Origin of the sequence: Pseudoalteromonas sp. PB2-1, assembly GCF_045040605.1 — a bacterium.
Lineage (GTDB): Bacteria > Pseudomonadota > Gammaproteobacteria > Enterobacterales > Alteromonadaceae > Pseudoalteromonas > Pseudoalteromonas arabiensis.
Genome location: NZ_CP090667.1, coordinates 2,906,634 through 2,926,930 on the forward strand (window position 1 = coordinate 2,906,634; position 20,297 = coordinate 2,926,930).

15 protein-coding genes and 1 pseudogene are annotated in these 20,297 nt (G+C 41.9%); 9 read left to right on the forward strand and 7 right to left on the reverse strand.

Annotation, left to right across the window (positions count from 1 at the left end):
• Positions 1-51 precede the first annotated feature (51 nt).
• Positions 52-363: a pyrimidine/purine nucleoside phosphorylase gene (locus tag L0Z67_RS13570; RefSeq protein ID WP_193987757.1), complete on the reverse strand. Its 312-nt coding sequence runs from the start codon at positions 361-363 to the stop codon at positions 52-54.
• A gap of 270 nt (positions 364-633) precedes the next feature.
• Between L0Z67_RS13570 and L0Z67_RS13575 the strand changes: the two genes are divergently transcribed.
• Together L0Z67_RS13575 and L0Z67_RS13580 are read left to right on the forward strand one after the other, a co-directional pair.
• Entirely contained in the window at positions 634-876 is a 243-nt protein-coding gene (locus tag L0Z67_RS13575) for a type II toxin-antitoxin system ParD family antitoxin (protein ID WP_062568784.1), read from the forward strand.
• Positions 873-1,172, forward strand: coding sequence for a type II toxin-antitoxin system RelE/ParE family toxin (locus L0Z67_RS13580; protein WP_062568783.1), 300 nt, complete (start codon positions 873-875; stop codon positions 1,170-1,172). Before L0Z67_RS13575 ends, L0Z67_RS13580 begins: the two co-directional genes overlap by 4 nt.
• Positions 1,173-1,415: 243 nt before the next feature.
• Here the strand turns inward: L0Z67_RS13580 and tkt are convergent, their stop codons facing one another.
• Positions 1,416-3,407 (reverse strand): transketolase, encoded by a 1,992-nt coding sequence (tkt, locus tag L0Z67_RS13585; RefSeq protein ID WP_062568782.1) that lies wholly within the window; start codon positions 3,405-3,407, stop codon positions 1,416-1,418.
• Positions 3,408-3,673: 266 nt separating this feature from the next.
• Between tkt and metK the strand changes: the two genes are divergently transcribed.
• On the forward strand, positions 3,674-4,825 hold the full coding sequence (gene metK, locus L0Z67_RS13590; RefSeq protein WP_062568781.1) for a methionine adenosyltransferase: 1,152 nt from the start codon (positions 3,674-3,676) through the stop codon (positions 4,823-4,825).
• 46 nt (positions 4,826-4,871) lie between these two features.
• On the opposite strand, the gene L0Z67_RS13595 is transcribed toward metK, so the two are convergent.
• The 3 genes from L0Z67_RS13595 to L0Z67_RS13605 are packed head-to-tail and all read right to left on the reverse strand — an operon-like array spanning position 4,872 to position 7,506.
• A complete protein-coding gene (locus L0Z67_RS13595) occupies positions 4,872-5,276 on the reverse strand; it encodes a diacylglycerol kinase (protein ID WP_062568780.1) in 405 nt (134 codons plus the stop codon).
• Between the two features lie 57 nt (positions 5,277-5,333).
• On the reverse strand, positions 5,334-5,951 hold the full coding sequence (locus L0Z67_RS13600) for an START domain-containing protein (RefSeq protein WP_193987758.1): 618 nt from the start codon (positions 5,949-5,951) through the stop codon (positions 5,334-5,336).
• 34 nt (positions 5,952-5,985) lie between these two features.
• Positions 5,986-7,506 carry a CYTH and CHAD domain-containing protein gene (locus L0Z67_RS13605; RefSeq protein WP_062568778.1) on the reverse strand — a complete coding sequence of 507 codons (1,521 nt, stop codon included), beginning with the start codon at positions 7,504-7,506 and terminating at the stop codon, positions 5,986-5,988.
• Positions 7,507-7,719: 213 nt separating this feature from the next.
• Here L0Z67_RS13605 and L0Z67_RS13610 point away from each other — a divergent pair, with 213 nt between their 5' ends.
• The gene (locus tag L0Z67_RS13610) at positions 7,720-8,319 is read left to right on the forward strand and encodes a TIGR04211 family SH3 domain-containing protein (RefSeq protein WP_062568777.1); all 600 of its coding nucleotides are present in this window, start codon (positions 7,720-7,722) and stop codon (positions 8,317-8,319) included.
• Between the two features lie 89 nt (positions 8,320-8,408).
• Here L0Z67_RS13610 and L0Z67_RS13615 read toward each other — a convergent pair whose 3' ends face one another.
• A complete protein-coding gene (locus tag L0Z67_RS13615) occupies positions 8,409-8,609 on the reverse strand; it encodes a hypothetical protein (RefSeq protein WP_237114403.1) in 201 nt (66 codons plus the stop codon).
• Between the two features lie 120 nt (positions 8,610-8,729).
• On the opposite strand from L0Z67_RS13615, the gene L0Z67_RS13620 reads away from it, so the two are divergent.
• Positions 8,730-9,257, forward strand: a complete 528-nt coding sequence (locus tag L0Z67_RS13620; protein ID WP_237114404.1) for a TetR/AcrR family transcriptional regulator — start codon at positions 8,730-8,732, stop codon at positions 9,255-9,257.
• A gap of 104 nt (positions 9,258-9,361) precedes the next feature.
• Here the strand turns inward: L0Z67_RS13620 and L0Z67_RS13625 are convergent, their stop codons facing one another.
• Positions 9,362-9,844, reverse strand: a complete 483-nt coding sequence (locus L0Z67_RS13625; protein WP_062568774.1) for a winged helix-turn-helix transcriptional regulator — start codon at positions 9,842-9,844, stop codon at positions 9,362-9,364.
• A gap of 166 nt (positions 9,845-10,010) precedes the next feature.
• On the opposite strand from L0Z67_RS13625, the gene putA reads away from it, so the two are divergent.
• From putA to L0Z67_RS13645, 4 genes and pseudogenes are all read left to right on the forward strand, one after another.
• Positions 10,011-13,814, forward strand: a complete 3,804-nt coding sequence (gene putA, locus L0Z67_RS13630) for a bifunctional proline dehydrogenase/L-glutamate gamma-semialdehyde dehydrogenase PutA (RefSeq protein ID WP_062568773.1) — start codon at positions 10,011-10,013, stop codon at positions 13,812-13,814.
• Positions 13,815-14,024: 210 nt separating this feature from the next.
• Positions 14,025-15,235 (forward strand): annotated as a pseudogene (locus L0Z67_RS13635) (HD-GYP domain-containing protein).
• An 89-nt stretch (positions 15,236-15,324) separates the two neighbouring features.
• Positions 15,325-17,853 carry a TonB-dependent receptor gene (locus L0Z67_RS13640; protein WP_062568771.1) on the forward strand — a complete coding sequence of 843 codons (2,529 nt, stop codon included), beginning with the start codon at positions 15,325-15,327 and terminating at the stop codon, positions 17,851-17,853.
• An 84-nt stretch (positions 17,854-17,937) separates the two neighbouring features.
• Positions 17,938-20,223, forward strand: coding sequence for a family 20 glycosylhydrolase (locus L0Z67_RS13645; protein ID WP_405128128.1), 2,286 nt, complete (start codon positions 17,938-17,940; stop codon positions 20,221-20,223).
• Positions 20,224-20,297: the final 74 nt, after the last annotated feature.

Consider the following 20,297-nt stretch of genomic DNA (forward strand, 5'->3'; position numbering starts at 1 on the left):
ATGCAAAAGCCCGCATCACACTGGCTTTCCACAGAGGTTAACAACTGCTTGTTAAGTGTACGAGCAACAGTAATCAGCGAAATCAGTTACCTTGACACGGAAGGTAACGTTCGCATCTACATTAAATGAATCTCCCGCCTTCATCGTTTGCCACTGTGTTTCGTCAGGCAGTAATACTTGCCACTCACCCGCTAGCAGCTCCATGTGCTCTTTTTGATTTGTGCCAAACTCAAACTCACCTGGTTGCATAAAGCCCAGTGTTTTAGTACTGCCATCGGCAAAAAGCACAACACGGCTTGACACTTTACCATCAAAATACACATTGGCTTTTTTTACAACACTTACACTGTCAAACTGAGTCATACTCACTCCTGTTATGTTTTATTATTAACGTATAGACATTGCCAGTTGTTAGTTTAGTATTCAAGGGGAGCTGAGTGAGAAATAATCAAGTCCGTTTAGCCGTAGTTAGCTATAAGCCGATCTTGCAAGCATGGTAGGTCGTGCTTTAGCACGAATATCTCTCACTTTAATTTGCGTTCAAAAAAATATGGCTGAATACTTTATGCGCACCTTGAATTCAAGCCTAACTGATACCATAATTAGGTATATATTGGTATTAAGGGCTATATTATGGCTAAGAACACTAGCATTACTTTGGGTGACCATTTTGACAGTTTTATTGCTAATCAAATTCAGAGCGGTCGCTATGGCTCGGCAAGTGAAGTCATTCGCTCCGCTTTACGTTTACTTGAAACCCAAGAAACTAAAATGAACACTTTACGCCAACTACTTGTTGAAGGTGAAGAGAGTGGAGTTTCGGATTATGATCTTGATTCGTTTATCAATGAGTTAGATAACGAAGAGAGAAAATGAGACCCTTTCAATTAACTAACAAGGCGAAATCTGATTTAAGAGATATAGCTTTATTTACCTCTTTGCGCTGGGGTCGTGAACAGCGAAATATTTATCTAAAACAGTTTGATGACTCATTCTGGCTGTTAGCCGAAAACCCTGACATTGGTAAAACCTGTGACGAAATTCGCGATGGCTACAGAAAATTTCCACAAGGAAGCCACGTAATCTTTTATCGTCAAATCGGCAGTCAAAATATAGAGGTTATCCGTATTCTCCACAAAAGTATGGATGTGAATCCAATTTTTGGCGTATAACGCCTCATTTAACAGGCTCAAATCTAACTTCTGGTATTCAACCAAAAAGCATAAGTTTTCGCGCGAAATAAATTTCACGCCTAAGGTGAGGTAATTTTTAACTTAAAGCTTAAAACTTAAGGCTTGCAGCTAAAACTGACAGCTTCGAGTCTGTTTGGATTTCACTTCGCTCACCAAACCGCCATAAAAAAAGCCCGCGCTGTGGTGATACAGCGCGGGCTTTTAAATTTTAGCAGCTAAAGCTTAGAACAAAGCGTTTGCTTTGTTTACGACGTTTTCAACAGTGAAACCAAAGTGCTTGAATAGCTCGCCTGCAGGTGCTGACTCACCAAAGGTGGTCATACCGACTACTGCGCCATTTAGGCCTACATATTTATACCAGTAGTCTGCGATGCCCGCTTCGATTGCTACGCGGCGTGTTACGCTTGCTGGTAGTACGCTTTCTTTATATGCAGCGTCTTGCTCATCAAATAAATCAGTTGAAGGCATAGAGACAACGCGTACTTTTTTACCTTGTGAACGTAGCTCTGTTGCTGCATCTTGTGCAAGCTGTACTTCAGAACCTGTGGCGATAAGGATAAGCTCTGGCTCACCGTCACAGCTCAGTACGTAACCCCCTTTTTTCACGTCGCTTAGTTGCTGTGCAGTACGCGTTTGTTGCTCAAGGCCTTGACGAGTGAAAATCAGTGATGTTGGGCCGTCTTTACGCTCAATCGCTTGTTGCCATGCAATCGCAGACTCAACTTGGTCACATGGACGCCAGTTAACAAGGTTTGGCGTTAAACGCATGCTAGCAATTTGCTCTACCGGTTGGTGCGTCGGACCATCTTCACCTAGACCGATTGAATCGTGCGTATAAACGAAGATGCTTGGCTGCTTCATCAATGCCGCCATACGTACTGCGTTACGAGCGTATTCCATAAACATTAAGAATGTAGCACCATAAGGAATAAAGCCTTTATGCAGTGCAATACCGTTCATAATTGCCGACATACCAAATTCACGTACACCGTAGAAAATGTAGTTACCACTTGCATCGTTTGCTTCTAAGCCTTTTGAGCCATCCCAAAGTGTTAAGTTAGAACCCGCAAGATCAGCAGAGCCACCCATGAATTCTGGTAATAACGGACCAAATGCGTTTAATGCATTTTGTGATGCTTTACGTGTTGCTGGATTTGCTGGGTTTGCTTGCAGCTCTTCGATGTAAGCTTGTGACTTTTCAGCCCAATCAGCTGGTAATTCACCTTTTGTACGGCGTTTAAACTCAGCAGCAAGTTCAGGGTGTGCACTTGCGTAAGCAGCAAATTTTTCGTCCCAGCTTGCTTCTAGTTGCTTACCTTTTTCTTTGCCATCCCATTCGCTGTAAATATCAGCTGGGATTTCAAATGCTTCGCCAGTCCAACCTAGGAACTCACGAGATGCTGTGATTTCATCTTCACCGAGTGGCGCACCGTGACAGTCATGGCTACCTGATTTATTCGGTGAACCGTAGCCAATCACTGTTTTACAACAAATAAGTGATGGTTTATCGGTGATGCTACGTGCTTCTTCGATAGCGGCGCGAATTGCATCAGGATCGTGCCCATCTACATCGCTTACTACGTGCCAACCGTATGCTTTGAAGCGCGCTGGCGTGTCATCGCTGAACCAACCTTCCACTTCACCATCAATTGAGATGCCGTTGTCATCCCAAAACGCAACTAGTTTACCTAGACCTAATGTACCCGCTAATGAACAGGCTTCGTGTGAAATACCTTCCATTAAACAGCCGTCGCCCATGAACGCATAGGTGAAGTGGTCAACAATATCGTGACCTTCACGGTTAAACTGTGCAGCAAGTGCTTTTTCGGCAATCGCCATACCAACCGCATTTGTGATCCCTTGACCTAATGGGCCCGTAGTGGTCTCAATACCTGGTGCATACCCATATTCTGGGTGGCCTGGTGTTTTTGAGTGCATTTGACGGAAATTTTTAATTTCTTCTAACGGCAGATCATAACCACTTAAATGTAGAAGAGAATAGATCAGCATTGAACCGTGACCATTTGAAAGAATAAATCGATCGCGGTCTGCCCACTCTGGATTCGTTGGGTTGTGCTTTAGATAATCGCGCCATAGTACTTCTGCGATATCTGCCATGCCCATAGGGGCGCCAGGGTGACCAGATTTGGCCTGTTGTACTGCGTCCATTGATAAGACGCGAATAGCATTTGCAAGTTCTTTGCGTGATGGCATGAATTCTCCTACCTTTATGTATTTGCGCTGGTTGTGTGTAAGGCACCATTCTTACTTAATGTAAGGGTACAGTGCAATTAAAAATCCGTATTAAATGCACCTATTATTACTGTTTATTAAGAACGAAATGTTATTAGTAATTTTAAATAGACGTCTAGGCGTAAAATTACTATGCAAACATATTTGTTTTAGATAAAATACGCCCCTTAATTTTTTAGCGCTATTACCGACGTATGTGAAGCGCAATATTTGTGAGCAGAAATACAATGGCAAAACATTTATTTACTTCTGAATCAGTTTCTGAAGGTCATCCGGATAAAATCGCGGACCAAATCTCTGACGCGGTTCTAGATGCTATTTTAGAGCAAGATTCTCATGCCCGTGTTGCATGTGAGACTTACGTTAAAACCGGTATGGTGATGGTGGGTGGTGAAATCACGACTAGCGCTTGGGTTGATATCGAAGAAATCACACGTAAAACAGTACGTGAAATCGGTTACACACACTCAGACATGGGATTCGATGCTGACTCGTGTGCAATCCTAAACACAATCGGTAAACAATCTCCAGATATCAACCAAGGTGTTGACCGTGCTCGCCCTGAAGAGCAAGGCGCTGGTGACCAAGGTTTAATGTTTGGTTATGCATGTAACGAAACTGACGTGTTAATGCCTGCACCTATCACGTATTCACACCGTTTAGTTCAGCGTCAAGCTGAGGTTCGTAAAAGCGGTGAACTTAACTGGTTACGCCCAGATGCAAAATCTCAAGTGACGTTTGCATACGAAAATGGCAAGCCTGTTGGTATTGATGCCGTTGTTCTTTCAACTCAACACTGTGATTCAATCTCACAAAACGACTTAGTTGAAGCGGTAATGGAAACGATTATTAAGCCAGTTCTTCCAGCTGAGCTTATCTCAAGCGCGACTAAGTTTTTCATCAACCCAACTGGCCGTTTCGTAATCGGTGGCCCAATGGGTGACTGTGGTCTGACAGGTCGTAAAATCATCGTTGATACTTATGGTGGTATGGCTCGTCACGGTGGTGGTGCTTTCTCTGGTAAAGATCCATCAAAAGTTGACCGTTCAGCTGCATACGCTGCACGTTACGTTGCTAAAAACGTGGTTGCTGCTGGTCTTGCTGACAAGTGTGAGCTACAAGTTTCTTACGCTATCGGTGTTGCAGAGCCAACATCTATCAGCATCGAGACATTTGGTACAGGTAAATTAGAAGAAGCGCGTCTAATCGAATTAGTACGTGAGCACTTTGACCTTCGCCCATATGGCTTAATCCAAATGCTTGACCTTGAGCGTCCTATTTATCAACCGACAGCGGCTTACGGTCACTTCGGTCGTGAAGAGTTCCCTTGGGAGCGCACAGACAAAGCAGACGCACTTCGCGCAGCTGCTGGCCTGTAATAGGTTATATAAGATGAAAAAGCGCCTTCATTTGGCGCTTTTTTGTTTAAAACTGCATCATTATCTTTTCATAAATTGCCACTGCCCAAACCAGTAGCAAAATAATTAATGCCAACGTCACTGCCGCTGAGGCCATATCTTTAGCTCGCCCCGATAATACATGGTACTCAATACCGACTCTATCAGTCAGCGCCTCTATTGCTGAGTTGAGTAGCTCAACTATCAACAATAATAAATAAGGAATAAATAACATCAGCCAATGGCTTAATGATTGGGCAAGCAACACTGATAACGGAAATAATATCAGACCTAAATAGGTTTCAGTGCGAAATGCAGATTCTTCTTTAAAAGCAGCTTTAAAGCCTTTGATTGAGCATTTGGTGGCTTTTAAAACACGCCCTACCCCAATACCATTTGGTTTGTTTACCAAGGGAATTTTTGGCTCTTTCATTTTCTTCCTACGACTAAATAGACTAATAAAAGGTATTTATGTATTAATAATCTGCCTTTAAGAAGCACACTTCCCAGGCACGCTTGGTGTGTTTAGGCGCGTAAACCGATTATAGTGGAGTTCCTTACGTAGTGACTGTAAGGTCTTAAACACACTTTTTAATGATACCTTGTTACTCAACCAATGTGGAATAGAACCCGCGGGGTCTGCATAAGCTTGATGGCTAACCAGTAAGTCATTTTGCTGGTGTGTTAAGCGCCAAAAAGCGGTTAAATCTTTAATACGCACGACGCCATTTACTGCCGGTTTTGCATGGGGCTGACTAATAATTTTAAGCTCTGTTTTGTGCTCACTCAGGCGGTGGTAACACGAGTAGCTAACCAAATCGCGATCTGAAACAGGCCAAGGGGAATTAAAGTGAGTGTGTACAAGCGTTTCAGAAGGGCTTAAACGCTCCATTAAGGTGACACTTTTCACATTTTCGAGCCAATTAGGTGCATTGTCGGTATCGCTCAATAGCGCCATAAAGTCATCGGCTTTCGCATTTTTTACCAGCACCGAGGCGTTTATTTCTATAATACCGTTTTGATGCGTTTTGTAAGTGACGTTTATGCCATCTTGCTGTTTGTAAGTTTGCCATTCGCTTGAGTTAGCAAATGCCGATATACTCAACACCGCTAACCCTATCCATAGGCAAACAGGCACAGGCTTACAACCAATATGGATCAGTATTGAAAGACGCGTGACGGCTTTGCTCCATTGCACTGACCAAAAAATCAGATTTCTGATCTAACCAAGCCTGAATTTTAGCAAGCTCTTCATCATCTTGACCTGCACATAGCTGTTTTAAATACTCAAGTGTACTAAGCTCATAAATACCATGAGAGATATCTAACCATGGAATTCGAAACTCATTTCTGTCATCAGTATTAAATAGCGCACCCAAGCAGTTACCACTTAATAGTGAATTTTCAAGACGGGTTCTAAGTGATAAATAGTCTTTGTCCGTAAACACTTGCTGCTCAGGAATAAGCTCGTGCATATCGTGCCAATCTTTGGCAAATAAACGCTTAGCGATTTCAGCAACCGGTTTTTCTGCGGCTTGAAACTCCGCTTGGCCCCATGATTTACGCCACTGTTTTTCAATTAACCATGTTGTAAGTTGCAACAACAAACGGTTGTATCGCTTGCTGTGAAACAGCTCTTGTACATCTTCAATACTTGGCTGTAATTCTTTTAAATCGTTGATGACTTGAGTCAGCTCAGGGGCGCTATTAATCTTTTTGTAATAGGCATGTCGCTTCGAGGTATAGGTTTTTAGCTGTATAGCATTTTCAACCCAAGCAAGCTCACTTAAAAGCCATTTTAGTTCAACTCGCAATGAATCCGTATCATCTTTACTGACGATATCATCAAATAACCAAAATGCATGACGGATAAGTCGAATTCCATCCGTAACTCGCTTTAAGGTTTTTAAGCTTGGCTTAATGAAATAACACGCTTCATGTTTTTGTACAAAACGAATAGCATAGTTAATGCTTGCCACTAATGCCTGCTCTTGTGTCGCACCACTGTTAAGCGGTACAAAACCAATCGATTTGCTCGCTTTCAAAGGCGTGTTATCGGCAAGGCGGTAACCACGCGCAGCCTTTGAATAAAGTCCTAAGCGCACATGACTTTCACTGACCAGTTTATCTGCTAAAGCAAATAACTCTTGGCGGCTGCCTTCTAATAACTCAATTTCCAACTCAGAAATAAGCTCAACCTGACCAGAGGCTGCTATTTCTCCTTTATCTAACACCACTTCGATTTTAGCGCCGCTATCGGTTTCAATTAACCACGTGCGACGAATAAAGTTAGTGCTGAAAATAGGGTAAAGGTTATCGGCTATCGCATTAACTTGCATTGCGTGAGGCCAGATTGACGCATCAAAGGCCAATAAATCAGGACGATTCCCTTCAAGAGGCAAATTATATTCAGGGCGTTGATGCAACCCCCCTACTACTTCACCGGCTAACTTAATAGTTTGCTCACAGTCTGTATCGCTGCAGCGTGTACGCAAGCCTATATCCAGTGCACGTAACTCACGACTCGGCGTGTCGTAATAGGCATTTTGTAAGCTGCGTGACGGTTTGTTGGTAACGGTTTTTGCAAATTGGGTAATTAATGCGGGGATCAGTGGAACAACGGCATCTGACACCAAAAACTTCAGTTCTATCTCAGTATCCATTCGCTTTGCGGAGTACATTTAAAATAAATAAGTGGTCAAAATAAACAAAGCAGCTACTTAATGCAAATTTTTTCCTGATTTTTACGATTAAGCCCATGCACGGATTACAATATCAGTCTTGCTATTAATAGTTGAAATCCCTACTATCTCTATACATAAAGAAATTATAAATTTAGCCACTTCTCGGCAAGATCACATTAACAAGGTAGATTGATGTTAAAACAGTGTATTTTTGGGTTGCTCCTTGCGGCCACCTCTTTTATTAGCTACGCAGAAGAAGCGCCAAGCAGCAACAACGAAAACACCGCCTACATAGTCGATAACCTGTACACTTTTATGCATTCAGGTCCGAGCAAAAACTACCGTATTTTGGGCTCTGTGGATGCAGGTACACAAGTAGAATTATTATCAGGTGAAGATAATGGCTACTTTAAAATTCGTGATGATAAAGAGCGCGAAGGTTGGGTAGAAGCAAAGTTCATCACTGAAAACGCTGGTATTCATCAACAGTTTCAAGCGCTGAATAACGACATGACATTAATGCAAGAGCAGTTACGTCAAGCAGAAATAGAATTGCCACAGCTACAAGAGCAAAACCGCTCTCTTAACGAACAAAACCAAGCCCTGACAGCACAAATCGATAAACTTAAAAATACTATCGAGTCTGAACGCAATGCTAAACAAGCAGCCAGTGCTAAAGAAAAGCGCCAATTACTTACATATGGCGGCGCAATTGCATTTATCGGCTTATTGTTGGGTATTATTTTAACGATTATGTTGTCTCGCCGTAAACGCTATGACGGCTGGGCTTAGTTCTAAACTTCCCATTTTAGATTAACAAGAAACCCTGCTTAGCAGGGTTTCCTTTTTTAGACTTAACCACTTTTACTACCAACATTGCTTTAAGGGGATTTTTGCTTAAGTGTATTAAGCACTTCTCGTTTTAGCACTAAAAAGCCCCCTTTATAACCTAAAATCAGTAGCAATAACATCAGCCCCCCTGGTATTAGTACGGCAATAAGTAAGGGGCCTAAAATAAAGCTATAAAAGAAAATACCGGGTAAAAATAATACATAGCCAATAAAGCGTTTTAATATGTCCATGGTGCTAACCTTTTATTAATTGAGCGCGCTCATTTTAAACTTGAGCGCGCTCAATTTACAATAGTCTTGATTGAGATTTTTTAAATTTCTGGTTAAATAGCATAAAAATTGGAGTGTGCAGTGACTAAGAAAGAGCAAACAAAACAGCAGATACTAACAGCCTCATGGCAGTTGTTTTCAGAGCAGGGTTATCATCAAACGAGTACGCGAGATATTGCAAAGGCAGCCAATGTTGCCAATGGCACCGTATTTAGTCACTTTGCGACTAAGGTTGCGATACTCAAGTACAGCTTTGAAAATGAACTGACAGACATTCTAAGCACCGCAGAGAGCTTAGATACCAGTACAACAGCCACAGATAGAATGTACCATTATGCTCGCTTTCTCTATGCTTTTTACTTGGCAAAAAAAGAGTTTAGCCGAGAGTTATTCAAAGAAATTATGTGGCAACAAAATGAACTTGAACCACAACTAAATGCTTTTAAGAAACGCTTGATAAATGATAATGACGCAACCCCTACAGATGCAGATATCATTATTGACCTTTACTTTATGACGCTGATGGATGGACTCAATCACGCTGATAGTTCTGTCGATTCAATGCTTGCGACTTTGAAAATAAAACTCGCTAAAATTAATATCAATTAGGCTGGTAATGGAAATACTTATGAGACTCCAGCATTCGCTGTTTATTTTTACACTGAAGTCACTTTTTAAAATACAAAAAAGGAAACCACGTAGGTTTCCTTATATTAAATATCGAATCGAAGCCCTGTGTCCTGTTTGATTTTTTCAATCACCATATAAGTATGGTGTGTGCCAACCCCTGGTATATCGACTAAATCCCCTAAGACTTGGCGATATTCGTCCATATCAGAAACACGCACTTTCAATAGATAGTCATAGCCTCCTGCAACCATGTCACATTCAACGACCTGAGGAATATTTAAAATATACTCTCTGAAAACTTTAAAAACAGAGGTGTTAGAAGTAACCAAAGACACCTGCACATGCGCTAATAAGCTCTGATTAAGCTTAGCTTCGTTAAGCTTAGCGTAATAGCCTTCAATATAGCCTTCTTGCTCTAACCGTTTAACACGGTCAAGGCACGGGCTGGGGCTCAAATTAACCTGTTTTGCGAGGTTTACGTTTGAGATTCTGCCATTTTTTTGCAGAGCGTCTAAAATTGCTAAATCAATGCGATCTAACATGCGTAATCTATTCGGGCTGGTCATAACAGAATTTTATGCGGCTAAGTTCAAGGTATGCCCTGTAAATTATCGTAAATTGAAAAATTTAACCAGCATATTCTGCTGGAATTTAATTAGAATGCACGAATTATATCAATGGTAAGAAATGCTTTTTTGGCGTTTCTAGACTCCACATACCAGAGGGTTACATATGCTATTTAATGGCGATTTGACAACTGAGTGTCCAATAAGACAAAAAATCCGTGATTTCTACCGTATTGACGAAAATGCGGTTATTGATCACATCTTACCGCTGGCTGAAGTAGGCGTAAAAGCACGAAGCCGTGCATGGGAACGTGCCCGTCAAATGGTTTTAAATATCCGTCGCGATCAAGATGGTCAAAGCGGTGTTGACGCACTGTTAAACGAATTCTCACTTTCGACAGAAGAAGGTGTGGTTCTAATGTGTTTAGCTGAGGCACTTTTACGTGTACCAGACAAAGCAACTCAAGACTCACTTATTCGTGACAAACTGGCAAAAGGTGATTGGAGCTCGCATTTAGGTAGCAGCGATTCTTTATTTGTGAACGCATCATCTTGGGGCCTACTAGTCACCGGTAAAATGGTTAACTACAGCGACAAATCGAAAGAACAGCAATTTGGTGTACTTAAGAAAACCATTGGCCGCCTAGGTGAACCCGTTATTCGTAAATCTGTGAACTTCGCGATGAAAATCATGGGTAAGCAGTTCGTAATGGGTCGTACCATTGACGAAGCGATTGAACGAGCTGCTGATAAAGAACAAAAAGGCTACGTATATTCGTACGATATGCTAGGTGAAGGCGCTCGCACGATGAAAGATGCTGAGCGTTATTTCCAAAGCTACATGACTGCTATCCACGCAATTGGTAAAGCAGCAAACGGCCGTGGTCCTATCAAAAGTCCAGGTATCTCTGTGAAAATTTCTGCAATACACCCACGTTATGAGTTCACTCATCGTGAGCGTGTGATGGCAGAAATCGTACCTAAGCTAAAGGAACTTGCACTTGCTGCGAAAAGCTACGACATCGGCTTCACTGTTGATGCTGAAGAAGCCGACCGTTTAGATATTTCATTAGATATTATCGAAGCCGTATTCAGCGATGATGAACTAGGTAACTGGAATGGCTTTGGCTTAGCTGTGCAAGCATACCAAAAGCGCGCTATTTTTGTAGTTGAATGGGTTGCTGACCTTGCGCGTCGCGTAGGCCGTAAGCTAATGGTTCGCCTCGTAAAAGGTGCTTATTGGGATACCGAAATCAAAACCACTCAACAAGATGGTTTAGACCACTTCCCTGTGTTCACACGTAAAGCAACAACAGACGTATCTTACAAAGCCTGTGCTATCAAACTACTAGAAGCTCGCGATGTACTTTACCCGCAATTTGCAACACACAATGCTTACACTGCGGCAACGATTTTAGAAGTTGCTAAAGGCGACCACGATGGATTTGAATTCCAGCGTCTGCATGGCATGGGCGAATCGTTGTTTGACCAAATTGTTGAACAAGAAAAAATTCAGTGTCGTGTTTACGCACCGGTAGGCCAACACGAAGACTTACTTGCGTACTTAGTGCGTCGTTTATTAGAAAACGGTGCTAACTCATCATTCGTTAACGCCATTGTTGATACCTCTAAGCCGGTTGAGTCACTACTGCCAGATCCAGTTGAAACTTTGCAAGGTTTACGCAACAAGTTCAATACACAAATTAATATGCCAATTGATTTGTACGGTGACGAGCGTGCAAACTCAAAAGGGATGGATTTAACGGATATTAATGTTATTACTCCATTTAAAGAGAACTTAGATGCATGGTTTGAAGAACACCGCATTGAATTAAGCGATGTACCTGAAGGTTCATTGCCAGTGAAAAATCCGGCAAACCACAAAGAAGTCATTGGTCATGTTAAGCTTCAAACTTCAGAAGACATGACATCACTTCTAGAAAATGCCGAAAAAGCATTTGAATCGTGGTCACAAACCCCTGTAAAAGAACGTGCAAACCTACTTCGTCGTGTTGCTGACATTTTAGAGCGTCACCACGATGAGCTAGTTGCTATTTGTATTAAAGAAGCGGGTAAAGTCGCACAAGATGGTATTGATGAAGTACGCGAAGCCGTTGACTTCTGTCGTTACTACGCTGCACGTGCAGAAGAATTATCACAAGACGAGCGCTTTGAAGCCCGTGGTGTAATCTTATGTATCAGCCCATGGAACTTTCCACTGGCTATCTTCTTAGGTCAAGTTGCGGCTGCTATCGTGACTGGTAACACGGTTATTGCAAAACCAGCTGAGCAAACAAGTTTAATCGCTCTTCGTACGATTGAACTGATGCTTTCTGTCGGCTTACCTGAGCATGTAGTGCAACCTGTTATTGCCCGTGGTAGCGAAGTAGGTAAAACAATTGTACCTGACGAGCGTATTCAAGCGGTTATGTTTACCGGTTCAACTGAAACAGGCACATTAATCTCACAAACACTGGCTGCACGTAACGATATCCAAGTACCGTTAATTGCAGAAACAGGTGGTCAAAACTGTATGATCGTTGACTCAACAGCACTTCCTGAGCAAGTGGTTGATGATGTGATCAGTTCAGGTTTCCAAAGTGCTGGCCAACGTTGTTCTGCGCTACGTGTATTGTTTATTCAAGAAGACGTTGCTGACGGTATTATTGAAATGCTAAAAGGTGCGTTAAAAGAGCTTCATGTTGGTGACCCTTCGCTACTTTCAACCGATATCGGTCCTGTTATCGATGAAAAAGCACTGAAAAACTTAAATGAGCACGTTGAGTACTTGAAAGGTAACGCAACACTTCATTACGAGTGTGCTATTCCTGATAACAACGAGAATGGCGCTTATTTCTTTGCTCCTCGTTTATACGAAATCAAAGACTTATCTGTACTTAAACGTGAAGTATTTGGTCCATGTGTTCACATCATTCGCTTCAAAGGCACTGAGCTTGATAGCGTTATCGATCAAATCAATGGTACAGGCTACGGCCTGACAATGGGTGTTCACTCACGCATTGAAGAGCGTTGTGAGTACTTAGCAAAGATGTCTCGTGCAGGTAACGTATACATCAACCGTAACATGATCGGTGCAATCGTAGGTGTGCAACCTTTCGGTGGTCGTGGCCTTTCAGGTACTGGCCCTAAAGCAGGTGGTCCTAACTATTTACAGCGTTTAGTGAAAGAGAAAGCGTCACCAGACAACGTACAAATGACGAACCTATCACCTGATGAGCTAGACACTCACCACTATTCAGGTGCGGCTGAGCAAGTTGCTAAGTTAATGGAGAACTCACTACGCGATGAAAAAATCTGGCGTGCTACACCATTAAATGACCGTGTTTCTGCTGTTCGTCAGTTATTAGCCAAAGTCGCAACAGTTGAAATTATCGACGAGCTTGCTGATGACTTAGCATTAACACTTGCAGACGCACGTGCGCAGCTTAACCGCCTTGAAAAGCACATGCGTAAACACACTGTATTACCTGGACCTACAGGTGAATCTAATACGCTTCATCTTGAACCGCGTGGTTGTGTGGTTTGTTATGCTGATAAGAGCACATCATTTAACTTCTGGGCAATCTCTATTATCACAGCACTTGCCGCGGGTAATACAGTAATTACTGTTGCCTCTGAGTTGTTCTATGAGGAAGCTGTTGCGTTTAGAGATAAGTTTATCTCAACGGGTATTGCTGAAGGTGTTTTCCAAGTTGCCAAGCCTAACCAATTGCAAGCTATCTTAGCGCACCCTCACCTTGCAGGTGCGGTTGTAGCTGCTCGTTCATCACGTTTAGGCTACTTCAGCCAGCAGCTAGCACAACGTAAAGGTGCAATACTGCCGGTAATTAGCTCTGAATATTATGACACGCTGATCAAACGTTTACTCACTGAGAAAACAATCAGTATAGATACAACAGCATCTGGTGGTAATACATCACTTATGACGCTTGTTGAAGATGACGAGTAAGCTTTAAGAATATCTTCTTAGTTAAGTTTTATAAGCCTCTGCAATTTTTGTAGAGGCTTTTTTCGTATAATCAGGTTAAACAATTGAAACTTTTCTGTTTTCAATTCAAAAAACATACTTATTACCTAAAAACTCACCTTTATTATTATTTACTCAGATACGAAATATCTGCTAGTTTTATAGTAATGTATTCAACTTGAAGTAATGTCCTTGAAAACACTTCCTATTAATCAACTTAAACTCGGCATGTTTGTGCAAAGCGTAACAAAACAAACAGGTAAGATCCGCATCAAAAACCAAGGTTGGGTAAAAACGCAAGGAAGTATAGATAAACTAATTAAAGCTGGCATTCTAGAAGTTGAAATTGATCCCGACAAAACACTCACTTTAAACAAAGAAAACAAAGTGGTGCAGAAAAAATCCCCCCTCCTGCTGCGGCTGAAAAAGTTGAGCAACATAACCCATGGCACACAACACACAGCGTTAGTGCGGAAATGACAAAAGCCAACAGCTTATACACTGAAGCCAAGTCATTGCAGAGCAAAGCCTTCGATGATATTCGAGCCGGCAATAAAATTGATGTTGCACCATTTCAAGAGCTAGCAAGTGGCTTTATAGACTCAGTGTTTCGTAACCAAGATGCCCTTGCCTGTATTACGCGTATGCGTGAAAAAGACGCCTACCTCCTAGAGCATTCAATCAATGTGTCTATTTTAATTAGTATTTTTGCTAAACACCTAGGTATTGATAGAGACATCATTCAAGAGATAGCAACAGGTGCCCTGCTGCATGATATTGGTAAGATAAATATTCCAGATCACATTCTCAATAAGCCTGGGAAATTGACAGATGAAGAGTATCAAGTGATCCAAAATCATGCCCGTTTTAGTAAAGAGATTCTCGAGGAGTCTGGGCTAAGCGGAATAGCGGTTGAAATTGCAGCTTTTCATCATGAACGTTTAGACGGCAGCGGCTACCCTTTTGGCAAGCATGCCGATGAATTAAGCCAATATGTACGCATGGCTTCAATTGTCGATGTATATGATGCCCTCACCGCCGAACGCGTCTACAAAGCAGGTATGGAGCCGATTAAAGCATTCAAAATACTCAAAGATGGCTGCCCTGATAGTTTTGATGGTGATTTGGTCACTAAATTTATTCAATGTATTGGTATTCACCCTGTCGGTACTTTAGTTAAATTAGAAAGCCAAAAATTAGCAGTGGTGACACGTAGCAACCCAACAAGTCCTTTAAAGCCGCAAGTTAAAGTGTTCTACAATGCAAAACATTCTCACTATACAGAAATACATGACATAGACCTTGCTAACAGTCGCTGCCATGAAAATCTTGAAGCGGCCATAAAACCAACTGATTTTAACATTGATTTAATTAAGTTTTTTAAACACTCAATTTTACCTTAGAAGTTATTCCCAAAAATATCCCTTCATTCGTTAATAGATTTGAAGCAGCCATTCGTTGCTTTATAAAAAACAACAATGAAGGGAATAAAATGAAAACACACACACCTCGCTATAGAAAGCACTTACTAGCATTGGCAATCGGAAGTGCCTGCTTGAGCTTAAACCTACAAGCAGCTCAAAATACTGAACAAGAAACTAAGCCTGCATCAGAAAAGAAAAAACTTCTCGATCTTGAGCGAATTGTCGTAACAGGTAGTGGTGGCCGCGGCCAAACCAAGCTTGAATCATCCGTATCAATTACTACGCTAGATGCCGAGCAACTTGCTAGAGAGGCCCCGCTAGGCACCGCCGATTTACTTGAAACTGTGCCTGGGTTTTGGGTCGAAGATTCTGGCGGTGAAACCAATAACAATGTGGCTCCAAGGGGCTTACGTGGCGGTGAAGGCTTTCGTTATATAGGTGTTGAAGAAGACGGCTTACCGGTTGTTTATGACGGTGTGTGGGTCGACTTTTATCAACGCCAAGACATCACTATTGAACACATGGAAGCTGTGCGTGGTGGTACATCAGGCCTATTAACAACCAATGGGCCTGCGGCCTTGGTTAACTTTATTACACGAAAACCTGATAGTGTCGAAGAAGCAACCATTCGTCTGACTACGGCGGATTATGGCCTATACCGCAGTGAGTTTTTCTATGGCACACCTATTAGTGAAAACTGGAAAATGTCGGTCGGTGGTTTTTATCGTCGCTCTGATGGCGTAAGGGATACAGAATTTACGGCTGATCACGGCGGACAACTGAGATTAAACCTTGTCCGTGAGTTTAATAAAGGTCAACTTACACTCTCTGCCAAGCACTTAAACGACCACACCACATTCTTTGTACCTATCCCTCTACAAGATCAAAAAAATCCAGAAGGGATCGCTGGTGTGGATCCACAGCACGGAACCTTAATCGGAAATGGTCAACGTCTTTTAAATTACCTACAAGAAGATGGTAGCTACAAAACACGCGATCTTAAAGATGGGCAGCATACTAAGTTTACCACTTTAGGCTATAACCTTGATTGGGAACTAAATGATCGTTGGCTGTTAAATACAGCAGGCCGTTATTCAAGCTTTGAAAACGACATGTACATTCTACTTAATTTCGATAACTCCACTTTAGTAAATGCCAACGATAGACTTGGTCAACAAGATGTACTCTCCATGCTTGACCAATTTGCAGCTGACGGCGCTGTTGCAGCTAAATATCAATATGTTGATACAGGCGAAATACTCAACGATGTAACAAACTTAAACGGCAATGGTTTAGTGACAACAAGCTATCCGCTTTATTCTCGATATGATGCCGAGCAATTCGTCAATAAACTCAATTTTACTTACGAAGGTGATCGCCACACGCTCACAATGGGCTGGCTATTCGCATACGTTGATGCAAACTCGCTACCCGTTGATAAATGGGAATCACAGTTCTTAACAGAAGTAAAAGATAATGCACGGCTTCTTGATATTGTTGCTCTGGATGACAACCAGCAAGTAGTCGGTCAATTAACCGACAACGGTTCAACAGGCTATGCACCTGGCTGGGGCCAAGCCACTGCATTTGGTACAAGCACATCACACTCACTGTTTATCAATGAGCAATTTCAAGCCACAGATAGTCTTCGTATTGACGGAGGCATTCGTATTGAGTGGTTAGAATTGGATAGTACCGCATCAGCAACCCAGTTTGCTGTGCCAGTGGATGGTGCTTTCGATGCCAATGGCAATGACATTGACAACAACCTTGCCAATAACTATGTTGATACCCCCTCGAACAACTACTTATCAAAAACCCGCGATGAAACGGAAACAGCATGGACGATTGGTTTTAACTATAAATTCTCTGACAGTGTTTCAATGTTTGGCCGCTATGCAGATGCGTTTGAGATGCCACGCTTGATGAGCTATGGACAAAATATACATGCCGGAATTGATGCAGACTTTAATGACAGTGTAAACCTTACCTTCAGTGAGTTTGGTGGACGTTATTCTGGCGACACACTCGGCGCATCAGTGACTTTATTTAGAACAAAGTTCAATGACCTAGTAGAGCGTAACTTTACCGGTAGTAATGGTGAAGTAGCTAATCAAACTATCGATACCGTCACCGACGGTATTGAATTTGAAGCCGTTTGGCAAGCACACGAAAACATTCAACTGGATTTAACGGGTGTGTTACAAGATCCTAAGATGGAAGGCTTCACCGGTGCTTTTAAACATTGGGAAGGCAAGCAAGTTAAACGTACACCTAAAATTCAGCTACGTTTAACGCCCACCTATTATTTTGATGATGGTGATGTTTATTTAACCGTACACCACTTAGGTGAACGTTATTCAGACGGCGAGAATAAGTTTGAACTCCCTGCATACACAACCGTCGATATGGGCGTTAATTATCGCTTTAATGACAGCGCTGCCGTTCATTTAAAAGCAACCAACCTAACTGACGAGTTAGGCTTAACTGAAGGTAATCCGCGTGCCATTAACGATGTCCAAGCTGGTTTCGACTATTACTACGCGCGCCCTATTTTAGGCCGAACCATTAGTGCTTCGTTAACCCTTAATTTTTAACCTACCCCTTGCTAATTTGCACTATGCCCAGTGCTGATTAGTTTATCCAAGCCCGCAAATGCGGGCTTTTCTTAGGAAATAACAATGATTAAAAATGCTTTTTACCAGTACTTGCGAAGCAGCTTTGTGTTATTCATTCTGCTATTAGCTCCTTATTATGTCAGCGCTAACATCACACCAAAGCCAACAAGCAGCCAATATGGTGAAGATCACTTTCACTTAATGCACAACACACAAATTAGCTATAACCACCAAGATGCAAAACAAGTGGCTCTGCAACTTGCTGAGTTTCTACGCCCACCAACCGGCTATGAATTACCTGTATTACACGCAAAAAATACGATGAAAAACACCATCGCTTTTAACATTACCGACTCAGTAGTGGCTAAGGAAGGTTATCAATTAATAGTGAGAAGTGGTTTTATTGAAATAAAGGCCAGCACAGCAAAGGGGTTATTTTGGGCGATGCAATCACTTAGGCAACTGCTCCCTATTGAAATAGAATCTCGTATGCCAATAAACCAACGAAGCTGGCTAATTACCAGTGCAGAAATACTCGACGAACCTCGATTTACCTATCGTGGCATGCATTTAGATGTCAGCCGCCATTTCTTTGATGTGAGTTTTGTAAAACAATACATTGATTGGCTCGCAATGCATAAGTTTAATGTTTTTCAATGGCATCTAACCGATGATCAAGGCTGGCGTATCGCCATTGATGCATACCCTAAACTTACTGAAATAGGCGCTACACGCCCTCATACAGTCGTTGGTCATACTTATGATTACAAACCTTTGTTTGATAACCAAAGCGTTTCAGGCTTCTATACAAAAGCACAAATCAAAGAAGTCGTAGAGTATGCTAAAGCACGTCACATCGAGGTGATCCCTGAGATAGATATTCCAGGACACAGCACGGCATTACTGGCTGCTTATCCTGAGCTGTCTTGCCACCAGCAGGCAGTCGACGTACAAGCACAATTTGGTATTTTTGAAGACGTGCTATGCCCTCGCGAGGATGTGTTTGAGTTTTTATCTGTTGTTTACAAAGAAGTCGCAGCACTTTTCCCTAGTAAATACATTCATATAGGGGGTGATGAAGTAATAAAAAAACAATGGTTAGAAAGCCCCATTGTGAAAAAATTAATGCAGCAACATGACCTCACTACGCCAGAGCAAGTACAAAGCTACTTTATTAAGCGAGTTGCTAAAATAGTGCAGGATCTTGATAAAACAGTCATTGGCTGGGATGAAATATTAGAAGGTGGAGTTGCTGATGATGCTGTCATCATGTCTTGGCGAGGAACCGAAGGAGGCGTGCAAGCAGCAAAAATGGGACATCAAGTCATTATGAGTCCGTACCAGTATATCTATTTTGATGCCTATCAATCTCGTAACCTTGATGAACCCAAGGCAATTCACGGATTATCGCGTTTAAAAAATGTGTATCAATACGACCCTGAGCCTAGCCATTTAACCTCTCAACAGCGCGAATATATTATAGGTGCTCAAGGCGCACTCTGGACTGAGTATATTAAAACACCGCGTCATGCTGAATACATGCTATTCCCTAGACTCAGTGCGCTAAGTGAAACCTTATGGTCAAATAAAGAAGGTAAATCATGGCATGATTATAGTCAGAACCGCTTACCTAGCTTATTAAAACGCTATCAAAAAATGCATATCAATACCGCTAAAAGTAGCTATAAACCGATTATCAGTAGTACAGTTCAAGACAATAAACTGCTTGTCACAATAACCACTGATATCGAAGGTACTGCTATTTATTATACGCTTGATGGCAGCGAACCCACTTTAGCGTCTAATAAGTATCAAGCACCTATCACGATTAAATCATACACCCAAGTCCGTGCTCGCAGCTATGTAAAATCACAAGGGCAACTTATTGGCGATGCACGCCTTACACTTAGCCCTCACCTAGCACTGGGTAAAAACATCACCCTAACCTACCCTGCAGCTGAGCAATCAGCGCATAAATTGCAAGATGGTCAGTTTGCATTTGATCAGTTTTATAGTGTCGAAGATTACGCTATTTTTTATGACACCGATCTTGAGGCCATTATTGATTTTGAATCACCGACTTTAGTTAAACAAGTGCAATTAGGCTATAACAGTGGTCGTCACCGCCAGTTGCATCCGCCAACAGAAATAGTCATTCTCGGCTCTGATGATAAGCAGCAATGGACAACACTGGCAAAAGTAACCTCACCACAGGGCCCTATGTCGGTATTATCTTTTCAGCCGACAACATTACGCTTTTTAAAAGTGATCGCTATCAATAGCAAGAAATCTCAGGACATTCAGATCCCTAAACTTCCTTTATATATTGATGAAATTGCAGTTCATTAACGTGCTTAGCCCTAATACAAAAGCAGTATTTAGGGCTTTTTTTAAATTTTAATTCCCAAATCTTCTTCTTAAGA

Bases quoted from the DNA above. Each gene is read 5' to 3' on its own strand.
- L0Z67_RS13570 (WP_193987757.1), bottom strand. From the start codon at position 363: ATGACTCAGTTTGACAGTGTAAGTGTTGTAAAAAAAGCCAATGTGTAT.
- L0Z67_RS13575 (WP_062568784.1), top strand. From the start codon at position 634: ATGGCTAAGAACACTAGCATTACTTTGGGTGACCATTTTGACAGTTTT.
- L0Z67_RS13580 (WP_062568783.1), top strand. From the start codon at position 873: ATGAGACCCTTTCAATTAACTAACAAGGCGAAATCTGATTTAAGAGAT.
- tkt (WP_062568782.1), bottom strand. From the start codon at position 3,407: ATGCCATCACGCAAAGAACTTGCAAATGCTATTCGCGTCTTATCAATG.
- metK (WP_062568781.1), top strand. From the start codon at position 3,674: ATGGCAAAACATTTATTTACTTCTGAATCAGTTTCTGAAGGTCATCCG.
- L0Z67_RS13595 (WP_062568780.1), bottom strand. From the start codon at position 5,276: ATGAAAGAGCCAAAAATTCCCTTGGTAAACAAACCAAATGGTATTGGG.
- L0Z67_RS13605 (WP_062568778.1), bottom strand. From the start codon at position 7,506: ATGGATACTGAGATAGAACTGAAGTTTTTGGTGTCAGATGCCGTTGTT.
- L0Z67_RS13610 (WP_062568777.1), top strand. From the start codon at position 7,720: ATGTTAAAACAGTGTATTTTTGGGTTGCTCCTTGCGGCCACCTCTTTT.
- L0Z67_RS13615 (WP_237114403.1), bottom strand. From the start codon at position 8,609: ATGGACATATTAAAACGCTTTATTGGCTATGTATTATTTTTACCCGGT.
- L0Z67_RS13625 (WP_062568774.1), bottom strand. From the start codon at position 9,844: ATGACCAGCCCGAATAGATTACGCATGTTAGATCGCATTGATTTAGCA.
- putA (WP_062568773.1), top strand. From the start codon at position 10,011: ATGCTATTTAATGGCGATTTGACAACTGAGTGTCCAATAAGACAAAAA.
- L0Z67_RS13640 (WP_062568771.1), top strand. From the start codon at position 15,325: ATGAAAACACACACACCTCGCTATAGAAAGCACTTACTAGCATTGGCA.
- L0Z67_RS13645 (WP_405128128.1), top strand. From the start codon at position 17,938: ATGATTAAAAATGCTTTTTACCAGTACTTGCGAAGCAGCTTTGTGTTA.